The sequence below is a fragment of the Variovorax sp. dw_954 genome (assembly GCF_018449755.1).
Taxonomy (GTDB): domain Bacteria; phylum Pseudomonadota; class Gammaproteobacteria; order Burkholderiales; family Burkholderiaceae_C; genus Variovorax.
Genome location: NZ_JAAVVD010000006.1, coordinates 54015 through 68336 on the forward strand (window position 1 = coordinate 54015; position 14322 = coordinate 68336).

Annotated in this window: 12 protein-coding genes and 1 pseudogene; 9 read left to right on the forward strand and 4 right to left on the reverse strand. The window is 65.8% G+C overall.

Annotated features, from left to right (window positions below):
• Positions 1 to 13: 13 nt before the first annotated feature.
• The 3 genes from HB681_RS11745 to HB681_RS11755 all read left to right on the forward strand — a co-directional run bounded on the left by HB681_RS11745 (position 14) and on the right by HB681_RS11755 (position 3866).
• Complete coding sequence (locus tag HB681_RS11745; protein ID WP_213955007.1) at positions 14 to 1195, forward strand: acyl-CoA dehydrogenase family protein; 1182 nt, start codon at positions 14 to 16, stop codon at positions 1193 to 1195.
• A gap of 13 nt (positions 1196 to 1208) precedes the next feature.
• Positions 1209 to 2324 carry an acyl-CoA dehydrogenase family protein gene (locus tag HB681_RS11750; RefSeq protein WP_213955008.1) on the forward strand — a complete coding sequence of 372 codons (1116 nt, stop codon included), beginning with the start codon at positions 1209 to 1211 and terminating at the stop codon, positions 2322 to 2324.
• 162 nt (positions 2325 to 2486) lie between these two features.
• Entirely contained in the window at positions 2487 to 3866 is a 1380-nt protein-coding gene (locus tag HB681_RS11755; RefSeq protein WP_213955009.1) for an alpha/beta fold hydrolase, read from the forward strand.
• Here HB681_RS11755 and HB681_RS11760 read toward each other — a convergent pair whose 3' ends face one another.
• Positions 3867 to 4424, reverse strand: coding sequence for an HNH endonuclease (locus HB681_RS11760; RefSeq protein ID WP_213955010.1), 558 nt, complete (start codon positions 4422 to 4424; stop codon positions 3867 to 3869).
• 172 nt (positions 4425 to 4596) lie between these two features.
• Between HB681_RS11760 and HB681_RS11765 the strand changes: the two genes are divergently transcribed.
• The 4 genes from HB681_RS11765 to HB681_RS11780 all read left to right on the forward strand — a co-directional run bounded on the left by HB681_RS11765 (position 4597) and on the right by HB681_RS11780 (position 10884).
• Complete coding sequence (locus HB681_RS11765) at positions 4597 to 5607, forward strand: bifunctional riboflavin kinase/FAD synthetase (RefSeq protein ID WP_213955011.1); 1011 nt, start codon at positions 4597 to 4599, stop codon at positions 5605 to 5607.
• A gap of 109 nt (positions 5608 to 5716) precedes the next feature.
• Entirely contained in the window at positions 5717 to 8560 is a 2844-nt protein-coding gene (ileS, locus tag HB681_RS11770; RefSeq protein WP_213955012.1) for an isoleucine--tRNA ligase, read from the forward strand.
• Entirely contained in the window at positions 8560 to 9069 is a 510-nt protein-coding gene (gene lspA / locus HB681_RS11775) for a signal peptidase II (RefSeq protein WP_213955013.1), read from the forward strand. The genes ileS and lspA overlap by 1 nt, the downstream gene beginning before the upstream one ends.
• Before the next feature lie 150 nt (positions 9070 to 9219).
• Positions 9220 to 10884, forward strand: a complete 1665-nt coding sequence (locus tag HB681_RS11780) for a Na/Pi cotransporter family protein (protein WP_213955014.1) — start codon at positions 9220 to 9222, stop codon at positions 10882 to 10884.
• A gap of 92 nt (positions 10885 to 10976) precedes the next feature.
• On the opposite strand, the gene HB681_RS11785 is transcribed toward HB681_RS11780, so the two are convergent.
• From HB681_RS11785 to HB681_RS11795, 3 genes are all read right to left on the reverse strand, one after another.
• The gene (locus HB681_RS11785; protein WP_213955015.1) at positions 10977 to 12014 is read right to left on the reverse strand and encodes a bile acid:sodium symporter family protein; all 1038 of its coding nucleotides are present in this window, start codon (positions 12012 to 12014) and stop codon (positions 10977 to 10979) included.
• Between the two features lie 71 nt (positions 12015 to 12085).
• On the reverse strand, positions 12086 to 12478 hold the full coding sequence (locus HB681_RS11790; RefSeq protein ID WP_213955016.1) for a response regulator: 393 nt from the start codon (positions 12476 to 12478) through the stop codon (positions 12086 to 12088).
• A 104-nt stretch (positions 12479 to 12582) separates the two neighbouring features.
• A complete protein-coding gene (locus HB681_RS11795; protein WP_213955017.1) occupies positions 12583 to 13569 on the reverse strand; it encodes a quinone oxidoreductase in 987 nt (328 codons plus the stop codon).
• A gap of 53 nt (positions 13570 to 13622) precedes the next feature.
• On the opposite strand from HB681_RS11795, the gene HB681_RS11800 reads away from it, so the two are divergent.
• Both HB681_RS11800 and HB681_RS11805 read left to right on the forward strand, forming a co-directional pair.
• A complete protein-coding gene (locus HB681_RS11800) occupies positions 13623 to 13802 on the forward strand; it encodes a hypothetical protein (RefSeq protein ID WP_213955018.1) in 180 nt (59 codons plus the stop codon).
• A pseudogene (locus HB681_RS11805) lies at positions 13799 to 14321 on the forward strand (nucleoside/nucleotide kinase family protein); the annotation flags it as partial. The gene HB681_RS11800 and the pseudogene HB681_RS11805, both read left to right, overlap by 4 nt.
• Between the last annotated feature and the right edge of the window lies 1 nt (position 14322).

Below are 14322 nucleotides of genomic sequence, written 5' to 3' on the forward strand. Positions count from 1 at the left end.
TGGAGAGGCAAGCATGGATTTGAGCTTCACGCCCGAAGAACAGAAGTTCCGCGAAGAGATTCGCGCCTGGGTCAAGGAAAACCTTCCGAAGGAGACCGCCCACAAGGTCCACAACGCGTTGGAATTGACGCGCGACGATCTGCAGAACTGGGCCAAGATCCTTGGCAAGAAGGGCTGGCTGGGCTACGGCTGGCCCGCCAAGTTCGGCGGCCCGGGCTGGACCGCGGTGCAACGGCACTTGTTCGAGGAAGAGTGCGCGCTGGCTGGCGCGCCCCGCATCATTCCCTTCGGCCCGGTCATGGTCGCGCCGGTGATCCAGGCTTTCGGCAATGAGGAGCAGCAAAAACGCTTCCTGCCCGGCATCGCCAGCGGCGAAGTCTGGTGGAGCCAGGGCTACAGCGAACCGGGCTCCGGTTCCGACCTGGCATCCGTCAAGACCAAGGCCGAGCGCAAGGGCGACAAGTACATCGTCAACGGCCAGAAGACCTGGACCACCCTCGGCCAGCATGGCGACTGGATGTTCAACCTCGTGCGCACCAGCAGCGAAGGCAAGCCGCAGACCGGCATCAGCTTCCTGCTGCTCGACATGAAGTCGCCCGGCGTGACGGTGCGCCCGATCAAGCTGATCGACGGCAGCGTCGAAGTGAACGAAGTGTTCTTCGACAACGTCGAAGTGCCGGTCGAGAACCTGATCGGCGAGGAGAACAAGGGCTGGACCTATGCCAAGCACCTGCTCTCGCACGAGCGCACCAACATCGCCGACGTGAACCGCGCCAAGCGCGAGCTGGAGCGCCTCAAGCGCATCGCGAAGCAGGAAGGCGTGTGGGAAGACCAGCGCTTCCGCGACGAGGTCGCCAAGCTCGAAATCGACGTCGTCGCGCTCGAGATGATGGTGCTGCGCGTGCTGTCGGCCGCAACCTCCGGCAAGAACTCGCTCGACGTGGCTGGCCTGCTGAAGATCCGTGGCAGCGAGATCCAGCAGCGCTACAGCGAACTCATGATGCTCGCCGGCGGCCCGTACTCGCTGCCGCTCATCCGCGAAGCGATGGAAGCCGGCTGGCAAGGCAACTTCCCGGGCGGCCATCCAAACCTGGCGCCGCTGGCATCGACCTTCTTCAACATGCGCAAGACCACCATCTACGGTGGCAGCAACGAAGTGCAGCGCAACATCGTGGCGCAAACCGTCCTGGGCTGAGGAGACCAAAACAATGGATTTCAATTTTTCTGACGACCAGGAACAACTGCGCGACGCCGTTCGCAAGTGGGTCGACAAGGGCTACGATTTCGCACGCCGCAGTGCCACCGAAGCAGCGGGCGGCTTCTCCCGCGAAGCCTACGAGGAACTGGCCGGCCTCGGGTTGGCCGGCCTCTACATTCCCGAAGACGATGGTGGCATGGGCATGGGTCCGGTCGAAGGCATGGTCGTGATGGAAGAACTGGGCCGCGGCATCGTGCTTGAGCCCCTGGCCCAGGCGCTGATTTCCGGCGCGGTGCTGGCCGCCCACGGCGACGAAGCCCTGAAGGAAAACTGGTTGCCGCGCATCGCCGGCGGCCAGGCCATCGTGGTGCTCGCCTACCAGGAGCGCAAGGCCCGCTACAAGCTCGACCAGTGCGCCGCCCAGGCCACTGCGGCCGGCAGCGGCTACACGGTGACCGGCGAGAAGAGCATCGTGCCGGTCGGCGACGAAGCCGACGCGTACCTCGTGCCCGCGCAACTCGACGGCAAGATCGCCCTCTTCCTGGTCGAGCGCTCGGCCAGCGGCGTCGAGGCACGCGGCTACGGATTGCAGGACGGCAGCCGTGGCGCTGAAGTCGTGTTCGACAAGGCGGCAGCCACCCTGATCACCAGGGACGGCCTCGCGGCCCTCGAACACGCCGTGGACGTCGGCATCGCCGCCACCTGCGCCGAAGCGGTCGGCGTGCTGGACAAGACGATGGACATCACCGTCGAATACCTGAACCAGCGCAAGCAGTTCGGGGTGACGATCGGCAGCTTCCAGGCCCTGCGCCACCGCGTCGCGGACATGAAGATGCAGCTGGAACTGGCGCGCTCGATGAGCTACTACGCCACGCTCAAGCTCAACGCCCCCACGGCCGAACGCCGCCAGGCGATGGCGCGGGCGAAGTACCAGCTTGGCGTGGCCATGCGCTTCGTCGGCGCCAACTCGGTTCAGTTGCACGGCGGCATCGGGGTGACGGACGAGTACATCGGCAGCCACTACTTCCGCAAGCTGACGCAAATGGAGATGACCTTCGGCGATTCGATGCATCACCTGGGCGAGGTGTCGGCACGCATGAACGACACCGCTGGCGTCTTCGCCTGAGGCCTTTGATCGCCCCGAGGATCGCGGTATTGCGTGCCGCTTTCGCTCCTCGGGAAGGGCAAGACCAGCGCGCCGGCAAACCGGTTCCGCTGCACCGTCAAAATGAATCAACGCCCGTTGGCAAATGCTGACGGGCGTTGTTGTTTGCACTTGAGGAACACCATGCACACTCGCCGTCACATCCTCGCCACCGGCCTGGTCACGTCCTTGCTTGCCGCCTGCTCCACCATGCCTTCGTCCGCTGACCGACCGCCCATCGTCTTCGTCCACGGCAACGGCGATTCAGCGGCGCTGTGGCAGACGACGATCTGGCGCTTTGAAACAAATGGCTGGCCGCGCGACCGGCTCATCGCGCTCGACCAGCCGATGCCGCTGGCGCGCGACAACGACAACGTGCCGCAGGCGGGTCGCTCTTCGCCAGCCGAGTCGATGGCTTTCCTGCAGGGCGAAGTCGATCGCGTGCTGAAGGCAACCGGCGCCAGCAAGGTCATCCTGATCGGCAATTCGCGCGGCGGCAACACGATCCGCAACTATGTGCAGAACGGTGGCGGCGCGAGCAAGGTGAGCCAGGTCGTGCTGGGCGGCAACCCGGCGCATGGCATCTGGGCGATCCCGGGCTTCAACGAACAAAGCGAGTTTTCTTCGCTGTCGACGTTCATCCTGCGACTTAACGCTCCGAAGGGCCCGAACGGGGACGAGGTCACGCCCGGCGTGAAATGGCTGACGCTGCGCTCCGACAACAACGACAAGTTCGCGCAGCCCGACGGTGTCTGGATCGGCGCACCGGGCAAGCCGACCAACGTGCCCTACGACGGCCCCGCTCTGAAGGGCGCGACCAACCAGGTGCTGCAGCGCGTGGACCACCGCGAGACCTCCTTCTCGCCGGCCGCCTTCGCCGCGACCTGGCAGTTCCTCACGGGCGCGCCACCGAAGTCCATGGACATCGCGCCGGAATCCGCCCTGACGCTCGACGGGCGCGTGACCGGCTTCGGCCTTTCCAGCACTGACCCGGCCAGCGGCCAGTTCACGAACAACCTGCCGCTGGTCGGCGCACAGGTCGCGGTCTACGCCACCGACCCGATCACGGGCGTGCGCCGAGGTGATGCCGTGCATCGCAAGACCGTCGGCACGGATGGCCGGTGGGGGCCGTTCGCGTCACAGCCCGGCACGGCCTACGAATTCGAGGTCATCGCCCCCGGCTATGCCACGACGCACATCTACCGCAGCCCGTTCCCCCGCAGCAGCAGCGTAGTCAATCTGCGCCCGGACCGCATCCTGCCCGCGGACCGCGACGCCCAGGCCATCGTCATCCTGACCCGCCCGCGCGGCTACTTTGACGCGCAGCGCGACACCATGCGCTTCGACGGACAGACTGTGCTTCCCGGCGTGCCGCCCAGGGGCGCAGGCGTCTCCAGTTCAAAGATCAAGCTCGACAACGGCGCGCAACGCGCCATCAAAGGCGAGTTCAACGGCGAGCGCGTCACGGGCCTGACGTGGCCAGCAGCGCAAGGTCACATGACGCTTTTGGAGCTGACCTACTGACTACCCGTGCAGGCGCGAAGACTGCGGCAAGTGCGCCATGAGAAATTCCATCTGGTCCGCCAGGATGCGGCGGTTGCGCAGGATGAAGTCTTCCCACAGGCTGGGCACATAAGGCGCGTAGAGAAGCGGCATGTTGGCCTGCTCGGGCGTGCGGCTGCTCTTGCGATGGTTGCAGGGCTTGCAGGCCGTGACCACGTTCATCCACACGTCGACGCCGTTCTGGGCGAAGGGAATGATGTGCTCGCGCGTCAGGTCGTCTTCATGGAAGTGGCCGCCGCAGTACGCACAGATGTTGCGGTCGCGGGCGAAGAGCTTGCTGTTGGTGAGGCCCGGGCGCTGCTTGAAGGGATTGATGCGCGGCACGCCCTTGGTGCCGATGATGCTGTTGATGACGATCTGCGACTGCTTCCCCGTGACGGCGTTGTGCCCGCCGCGGAACAACGCGATCTCGCCGCCGGCTTCCCAGCGCACTTCGTCGGCGGCGTAGTGCGTCACCGCCTGTTCGAGCGAAATCCACGATTGGGGCAGCCCTTGGGCCGACAGCTTCAAGACCTTCACCACACACGCCTCCAGAAAGACGAACCACGGAGAGACCAGAGAGACCGGTGCAAGGAACGGGCCGCGACAGCCCGCTTTCGTTGCACTGCGTCACAATATACCGGCTTTATGACAATATGCCCCGTGTGTGCCCATTCCGCGGGCGCAGCGTGCTATCAAAAAGATACCAACCATGCAGGTTTTCCGCGGGTTCCGGCATCCCGGCATCGCGCCGGCATGCGCCCTTACCATCGGCAATTTCGACGGCGTCCACCGTGGCCACCAGGCCATGCTGGCGCTGCTCGACACCGAGGCGCGTCATCGCGGCCTGCCCAGTTGCGTGCTGACCTTCGAACCCCATCCGCGCGACTACTTTGCCGCGATCATGAAAAAGCCGGACCTGGCGCCGGCCCGCGTCGGCACGCTGCGCGACAAGCTCACCGAGCTGGCCGCCTGCGGCGTGGCGCAGACCGTGGTGCTGCCCTTCGATGCCCGCCTGGCCGGCCAGACGCCAGACGAGTTCGTCGACCGCGTGCTGGTCAAGGGCCTGGGTGCGCGCTATGTGCTGGTGGGAGACGATTTCCGCTTCGGCGCCAAGCGGGCCGGTGACTACGGGACGCTCGATACGGCCGGCGACCTCCGGGGCTTCGACGTGGCGCGCATGCAGAGCTACGAGGTGCACGGCATGCGCGTGTCGAGTTCCGCGGTTCGGGAAGCGTTGGGCAAGGGCCGCATGGCCGAGGTTCAATCGCTGCTGGGCCGGCCCTACAGCATCAGCGGCCATGTCGTGCATGGGCGCAAGCTGGGCCGTACCCTCGGTTTTCCCACGCTCAACTTGCGCTTCAAGCACTGGAAGCCAGCCGCCAACGGGATCTTCGCGGTGCTGGTGCACGGGCTGGTCGACCGGCCGATCCAGGGCGTGGCCAACCTGGGCGTGCGTCCTTCGCTCGACGCCAACGACGTGAACGCCGGCCGGGTGCTGCTGGAGACACATTGCCTCGAATGGCCCGCAGAGCTCGCTGCTGAACTTGGCAGCCAGGGGGCCTACGGTAAAATCGTCCGCGTGGAACTGCTGCACAAACTGCACGACGAATTGCGCTATCCCAGCCTCGAGGCCCTGATGTCGGGCATCGCCAAGGATGGCGACGATGCGCGCGCGTTCTTCGCCTCCACCCATCGCCAGACCACGCGCGACCGAATTTAAAGCGGAACCTTCGCTTCCGCCGCGTGCGGCGCGCGCCTTGATCAGACGCGCCTCACGCCCCATCGATTCTTCGAGCGTTGCATGTGCAGCGCAGATTTCTGGAACCCCCATGTCCGACAACAAAACCGCTGGCGCCACCGACTACCGCGCCACCCTCAACCTGCCCGACACCCCCTTCCCGATGCGCGGCGACATGGCCAAGCGCGAGCCGGGCTGGGTCAAGCAATGGGAAGACGAAGGCCGCTACCACCGCCTGCGCGACGCACGCGTCGGCGCGCCCAAGTTCATCCTGCACGACGGCCCGCCGTACGCCAACGGACAGATCCACATGGGCCATGCGGTCAACAAGATCCTGAAGGACATGATCACCAAGGAGCGGCAACTCGAAGGCTTCGACGCGCTCTACGTGCCGGGCTGGGACTGCCACGGCCTGCCGATCGAGAACGCGATCGAGAAGAAGTACGGCCGCAACCTGAGCCGCGACGACATGCAGGCCAAGAGCCGTGCCTTTGCGACCGAGCAGATCGCGCAGCAGATGGTCGACTTCAAGCGCCTGGGCGTGCTGGGCGAATGGGACCATCCGTACAAGACGATGGACTTCGCCAACGAGGCCGGCGAACTGCGTGCGTTCAAGCGCGTGATCGAGCGCGGATTCGTGTATCGCGGGTTGAAGCCGGTGTATTGGTGCTTCGATTGCGGCTCGTCGCTGGCCGAGTTCGAGATCGAGTATGCGGACAAGAAGTCGCAGACCGTCGACGTGGCCTTCAAGGCGCATGACCCCGCGAAGCTGGCAGCCGCTTTCGACCTGCCCGCGCTGACCAAGGACGCCTTCGCGGTCATCTGGACGACGACGGCATGGACGATCCCCGCCAATCAGGCGATCAACCTGAACCCCGAGTTGGACTACGCGCTGGTCGACACCTCGCGCGGCCTGCTGGTGCTGGCCGCCTCGCTGGTCGAGATGTGCATGAACCGCTGGGCGCTCGACGGCGAGGTGCTGGCGACCGTCAAGGGCGAGAAGCTCGGTGGGCTCGAGTTCGAGCATCCGCTGTACGACGTCGATGCCGGCTACAGGCGCCTGTCGCCGGTTTACCTGGCCGACTACGCCACCGCCGACGACGGCACCGGCCTGGTTCACTCCTCGCCGGCCTATGGCGTGGATGACTTCAACTCCTGCATCGCACATGGCGTTGCCTATGACGACATCCTGAATCCGGTGCAAGGCAACGGCAGCTACGCGCCCGACTTCCCGCTGTTCGGCGGGCAGCACATCTGGAAGGCCGTGCCGGTCATCATCCAGGCACTGCGCGATGCGGATCGCCTGATGTCGACCGAGACCATCAGCCACAGCTACCCGCACTGCTGGCGCCACAAGACGCCGGTGATCTACCGCGCGGCGGCGCAATGGTTCGTGCGCATGGACGAGGGCGAAGGCGTGTTCACCAAGGACAAGGCGCCCAAGACCCTTCGCCAGACCGCACTCGAAGCCATCGAGCAGACCAGCTTCTACCCCGAGAACGGCAAGGCGCGCCTGCACGACATGATCGCCAACCGGCCCGACTGGTGCATCTCGCGCCAGCGCAGCTGGGGCGTGCCGATCCCCTTCTTCCTGCACAAGGATTCGGGCGAGCTGCATCCGCGCACGATGGAGATCCTCGACCAGGCCGCCGACATCGTGGAAGAAGGCGGCATCGAGGCCTGGAGCCGCGTGACGACCGAGGAGATCCTCGGCGCCGAGGACGCGCCCCACTACACGAAGAGCACCGACATCCTCGAAGTGTGGTTCGACTCCGGCTCGACCTTCTGGCACGTGCTGCGCGGCACGCATCCGACGGTGCATCACGCGACGGGCCCCGAAGCCGACCTGTACCTCGAAGGGCATGACCAGCATCGCGGCTGGTTCCATTCCTCGCTCTTGATCGCCTGCGCATTGGAAGATCGCGCGCCCTACCGCGGCCTGCTGACGCACGGCTTCACCGTCGACAGCCAGGGCCGCAAGATGAGCAAGTCGCTCGGCAACGGCATCGACCCGCAGGAGGTCAGCAAGAAGCTGGGCGCGGAAATCATCCGACTGTGGGTCGCAGCCAGCGACTATTCGGGCGACATCGCCGGCGACGACAAGATCCTCGCGCGGGTGGTCGATGCGTATCGGCGCATCCGCAACACGCTGCGCTTCCTGCTGGCGAACACCAGCGACTTCGACATCGTGAAGGATGCCGTGCCGCTCGACCAGTTGCTGGAGATCGACCGCTATGCCTTGAGCCGCGCCGCGCAGTTCCAGGCCGAGATCCTGGCGCACTACAAGGTCTACGAGTTCCATCCGGTCGTGGCCAAGCTGCAGGTGTACTGCTCGGAAGACCTGGGTGCGTTCTACCTCGACATCCTGAAGGACCGCCTCTACACGACTGCCGCCGGCTCGCATGCGCGACGCAGCGCGCAGACCGCGCTGTGGCACATCTCGCAAGCCATGCTGCGCTGGATGGCGCCGTTCCTGAGCTTCACGGCCGAAGAGGCCTGGGCGCTGGTGGGCGACGGCAAGTCGATCTTCGCGCAGGTGTTCAGCCGCTTCGACGCGCCCGACGAAGCGCTGCTGGCCAAGTGGAACCGCCTCCGCGAGATCCGCGACGACGTCAACAAGCAGATCGAGGCAGTGCGGGCCGACGGCAAGGTCGGTTCGTCCTTGCAGGCCAACATCGAACTCACCGCGGGGCCGGAAGACCATGCGCTGCTGGCGAGCCTGGGCGATGACCTAAAGTTCGTGTTCATCACCTCGGCCATCACGCTGGTGGCGGGCAGCGCCGTGCTGACGAAGGTGATGGTCAGCACCGACACCAAGTGCGAGCGCTGCTGGCACTACCGCGCCGACGTCGGCCACGATGCGGCCTACCCGACGATCTGCGGCCGCTGCACCAGCAACCTGCATGGCGCCGGCGAAGCACGGAGCTATGCCTGATGGCCGGTAAGCGTTCTACTTCCTCCGCCTCCGCCTTCGGCGCCGGCGTCTGGCCCTGGCTGGGACTGGCCGCGATCATCCTGATCGTCGACCAGTTCACCAAGACGCTGATCCTCGGCTACTACCAGTACGGCGGCGTGACCGAGGTCACGGGCTTCTTCAACATCGTTCGGGCGCACAACACGGGCGCTGCGTTCTCGTTCCTGGCCGATGCGGCGGGCTGGCAGCGATGGATGTTCACCGCCATCGGGGTGGCGGCCGCCGTGTTCATTTTCTGGATGCTCAAGAAGCACGCGGGCCAGAAGCTGTTCTCCTTTGCGATGGCCTGCATCCTCGGCGGCGCCATCGGCAATGTGATCGACCGCATGATGCACGGCTACGTGGTCGACTTCCTCGACTTCCACCTGGGCGGCAAGCACTTCCCCGCCTTCAACGTGGCCGACAGCGCGATCACCATCGGCGCGGTGTGCCTGGTGCTGGACGAATTGCGGCGCGTCAGGAAGACCTGAGCCCGAGAGGCCGGGCCAGGCCCGGCCCGCTCCCGCCCGCGCAGGCCACGCCGAAGCGTTGTCGCCAGGCCACTTGCAGCATCGCGTCAGGCGCCCGGGGGCGGCAAGACGCGAGCACGGGGCAGGCGTGCCCTATAGTGGCCCTGCTACATGAAACATTTGTTGAACTTGTTGGCAGCGGTTGCGCTGCTGGTCTGGGGGACCCAACTCGTTCGCACCGGCGTGCTGCGGGTGTTCGGGGCCAACCTGCGCAAGTTCCTCGCGCGCAGCATGCGCAACCGCTTCACTTCCGCCTTGTCGGGCATCGCGGTCACGGCGCTGGTGCAGTCGAGCACGGCCACTTCACTGATGACATCGTCCTTCGTCGGGCAGGGGCTGGTGACACTGCCCGCCGCGCTGGCCGTGATGCGTGGCGCCGATGTCGGCACGGCCTTGATGGCGGTGCTGTTCTCCACCGACCTGTCGTGGCTGTCGCCGCTGTTCATCTTCGTGGGCGTGGTGCTGTTCATCACCCGATCGGCCAGCGCGGCGGGGCGCATCGGGCGTGTGCTGATCGGGCTCGGCTTGATGCTGCTGGCGCTGCAACTGGTGGTGCAGGCCACGGGTCCGCTGTTCTCCGCGCCCGCGGTGCGTGCACTGCTCGCCTCGCTCAACAGCGACGTGCTGCTGGAGATCACCATCGGCGCGGCGTTCGCGGTGGTGGCCTATTCGAGCCTGGCGGTGGTGTTGCTGGTCGCGGCCATGGCCAGTTCGAACCTGGTGCCGCTCGACGTCGCGCTGGGGCTCGTGCTCGGCGCCAATCTCGGCAGCGGCATTCTGGCGGTGCTGACGACGGCGAAGTCCAGCGTTCCGGTCCGGCACGTGACCGTCGGCAACCTGATGTTCAAGCTGCTCGGCGTGGCTGTCGCGGCGCCGTTTGTCGGGTTGTATCTCAAGCACGTGCGGCCCTATGTGTCGGACGCGACGCACCTGGTGGTGCTGTACCACCTGGCCTTCAACGTGGTGGTGAGCATCGGCTTCATCGGGCTGACAAGCCGCGTGGCCACGCTGGTGACGCGGCTGATGCCGGTGCCGGTGGAGTCCGTCGCCAGGCAGCGGCAGCACCACCTGGACCCTTCCGCGCTGTCGACGCCCAGCCTCGCCATCTCGAACGCGGCGCGCGAGGCGCTGCACCAGGCCGACATCGTCGAGACCATGCTTATCGGCATGCTCAACGTGATCCGGCACAACGACCTGCAACTGGCGCAGGAGCTGCGCAAGCTCGACGACACGGTGGACGAGCTGTATTCGTCCATCAAGTACTACATGACGAAGATCTCGCGCGAGGCGCTCGGCGAGGACGAGAGCCGGCGCTGGACCGACATCATCAGCTTCACGATCAACATGGAGCAGATCGGCGACATCATCGAGCGCGTGATCATCGACATCGAGGACAAGAAGATCAAGCCGCAGCGCAATTTCTCCGAGGCCGGGATGGCCGAGATCGCGGAGCTGCACCAGCGGCTGGTGGCCAACCTGCGGCTGGGCATGAGCGTGTTCCTGAACGGCAATGTGCGCGACGCGCAGAAGCTGCTGCAGGAAAAGGCGCGCTTCCGCGACCTGGAGCGCGCCTATGCGTCCACCCACCTGGACCGGCTGTCGGAACAGACCGCGCTGAGCATCGAGACCAGTTCGCTGCACATCGACCTGATCAGCGATCTCAAGCGCATCAACTCGCACATCTGCTCGATCGCCTATCCCATCCTCGATCTGGTCGGGGCGCTGACGCCGAGCCGGCTGCGGACGTCGCGGCTGGGCGAGCTGGAGGAGTCCTGAGGGGCGCGGAATTTTCGCGATGCCTTCGCCGGTGACACCGACCGGGATTTCGTGCGAGTGGCCGAGGGCCTATGTCACGCCATCAATGGGCCTTAATCAGCCGTGGCCTCTTCAGCCGCTTCCGCCGGGCTGACAAGCGGCGCCGCTGAACCAGCCGCCGGCTCGACACGCCGGGCATAGCGCTGCGCCAGCACCGCGCACACCATCAGCTGGATCTGGTGGAACAGCATCAGCGGCAGCACGATGGCGCCGACCGCGTGCGACGCGAACAGCACCTTGGCCATGGGGACGCCGCTGGCCAGGCTCTTCTTGGACCCGCAGAAAACGATGGTGATCTCGTCGGCCTTGTCGAAGCCGAGCTTGCGTGCGATCCAGGTGGTGCTGGCGAGCACCACCGCGAGCAGCACCGCGCACACGACGACCAGGCCGGCCAGTGCGCTCAGGGGCACCTGCTTCCACAGGCCTTCGATCACGGCCGCGCTGAACGCGGTGTAGACCACCAGCAGGATCGAACCCTGGTCGACGAACTTGAGCACGTGTGCATGCTTCTTGGTGAAGCCGCCGATCCATGGACGCGCGAAATGGCCGACCGCAAAAGGCAGCATCAGTTGCAGCAGGATGCGGCCGATGGCGTCGAGCGCGCCGCCGGCACCACCGCCGCCGTGCGGAACGACGAGCAGGTTGACCAGGATCGGCGTGACGAACACGCCCAGCAGCGTGGACGCCGAAGCGCTGCACACAGCCGCCGGGATGTTGCCGCGCGCCATCGACGTGAAGGCGATGGCCGACTGCACCGTGGCCGGCAAGACGCAGAGGAACAGCACGCCGGTGTAGATCTCGGGCGTGACCAGCGGGGACAGCACCGGCTTGAGCGCAAAGCCGAGGAGCGGGAACAGCGCGAAGGTGCAGGCGAACACCAGCAGGTGCAGCCGCCAGTGCGCGATGCCAGCCAGGATGGCCTCGCGCGACAACTTGGCGCCGTGCAGGAAGAACAGCAGGCCGATCGCGAAGGTGGTCAGTCCTTCGAAGAAGCTGGCCGTCGCCCCGCTGGCCGGCAGCAGGCTGGCAAGCACCACCGTGGTCACCAGGGCGAGCGTGAAGTTGTCGGGGAGGAAGCGTGATCGGGCCATGGGCGCAATTGGAAACGCGCGCCATTCAAAAGTGAAATGGATTTATCTGATAGATATATTTATCGCCCGCATCAATAGGCGCTTTGCGGCTCCTCACGGCGGCGCAGGCAGAAGTCGATGAGGTCGTCGAGTTCGCTGGCCTTGTCGAACACGGCGTCGGCGCCGAGTTGGGCGCACTTGCGGCGCATGTCGGTCGAGGCGTGGTTGCTCAGCACGACGATCTTTTGCGCCGGATCGCGGTCGCGGCAGGCCTCGAGGATGCGCAGGCCGGTGCCTTGTTTCAGGAACAGGTCCACGATGGCCAAGTCCCACTCGTCAGCGTGCGCTAGGAGCCAGCGCGCGCCGTCCTCCTCCGAATCGGCCGTGCCGACGGGGTCGACATGCGCCACCACGCGCAGCGTCTCGACGAGGTGATGACGAATCGTCGCGTTGTCCTCGACGATGAATGCTCTGACTGCAGCCATGGGTCTCCTTATCGGGCGGGAGGCTATGACTCGGTCGCACAGCGATACGCCGTCCCTGCGCGCTACCGAAAGTAGGAGAACTCCCCGTGCTCGAGACTACGCTGTCAAAGTGTCAGTACGGTGCAACCGGTGGTCTTGCGCGCTTCGAGGTCGCGATGCGCCTGCTGCACATCCGCCAGCGGGTAGCGTTGCTCGACCGGAATCTTCACGGCTCCGCTCTCGACCACGGCGAACAGGTCGTCCGCCATGGCTTGCGTGGTCTCGCGCGTGGCAATGTGGGTGAAAAGCGTCGGCCGCGTTACATAAAGCGATCCCTTGGACGCCAGCAGGCCCAGGCTGACTGGCGGCACCGGCCCGGACCCGTTGCCGAACACAGCCAGCAGGCCGAACGGTCGCAGGCAGTCGATCGAGCCCTCGAAAGTGTCCTTGCCGACCGAGTCATAGACCACCTTCACGCCCTTGCCGCCGGTGACCTCCCTGACCTGCTCGGCAAAGTTGCCGGTGCTGTAGTTGATCGCATGGGCGGCGCCATGGTCCAGCGCCAGCTTGCACTTGGCGTCGGTGCCGGCGGTGCCGATGAGTTTCAGCCCGAGCGCCCTCGCCCACTGGCAGGCAATCAGGCCCACGCCGCCTGCGGCCGCGTGGAAGAGGATGTGGTCTCCGGCCTGCAATCCTTCCGCGGGCAAGGTCTTCTTCAGCAGGTATTGCGCGGTCAGGCCCTTCAGCATCATGGCCGCGCCAGTCTCGAAGGAGATGCTGTCGGGCAACTTGCAGACGCTCTTGGCCGGCATCACGCGTAGCTCGCAATACGCGCCCGGGGGCTGGCTCGCGTAGGCGGCGCGGTCGCCCGCCTTCAGGTGCGTGACGCCCTCGCCCACCGCCTCGACCACGCCGGAAGCCTCCATGCCCAGCAGCAGCGGCATCTGGAACGGATAGAGCCCGCTGCGTTGGTAGGTATCGATGAAGTTCAGGCCCACCGCCTTGTGGCGAATGCGGATCTGGCCTGGGCCCGGATCGCCCACATCGACCTCGACGATCTTCAGTTCTTCCGGGCCGCCATGGCGGTCGATACGGACGGCTTTGCTCTGCATGTGCGGGAGTCCTCGCAGTGGTCAGGTGAACGGGGGATGGATCGTGCCACGAAATGAAAACCAATGTCGCAGCAGCGAGACAGGCCTGCGGGAAAGTCCTTGCTTCCGCCACGGCGGCGCACGGCCACGCGCCCCGTCCGTACAAGAGCTTCACGGCGCGCGCACAAAAAGCGAAGAACGACGGCGATTTCGGCGAAGCCTGCCGCGGCGCAGCCTGTACGCTGCGTCGATGAACACCCTGCCGACCCTGCCCTCCGTTCCCGCGGATGCCCTGCTGCGCCTGGACACCCTGCTGGCCAGCGGCCAGCGCAAATTGCTGGGCTTGATCGGCGCACCGGGCTCGGGGCAAGTCCACGTTGGCGGCGGCACTGCTCCAGGCGGTCGGAACGGACCGGGCCCAGGTCGTGCCGATGGATGGCTTCCACCTCGCGAACGTCGAACTCCAGCGCCTCGGCCGCGCCGGGCGCAAGGGCGCGCCTGACAGCGGCGCCATCGCAGTGCTGCCTTCCACGCAACTGGTCATCACCGAAGGCAACTACCTGCTGCATGACGTGGGGCCCTGGACGGGTGCGGCGCGCCTTCTCGACGAGACCTGGTATGTCGACATCGACGACGCCGTTCGCGAACAGCGCCTGGTGAGCCGCCATCGACAGTTCGGCCGCAGCGCCTAGGCCGCACTGGCCTTGGTGGCCAGTACCGACGCGCCGAACGCCCGGCTCATCGTCGCCACGAAGTCGCGCGCCGACCACGTGC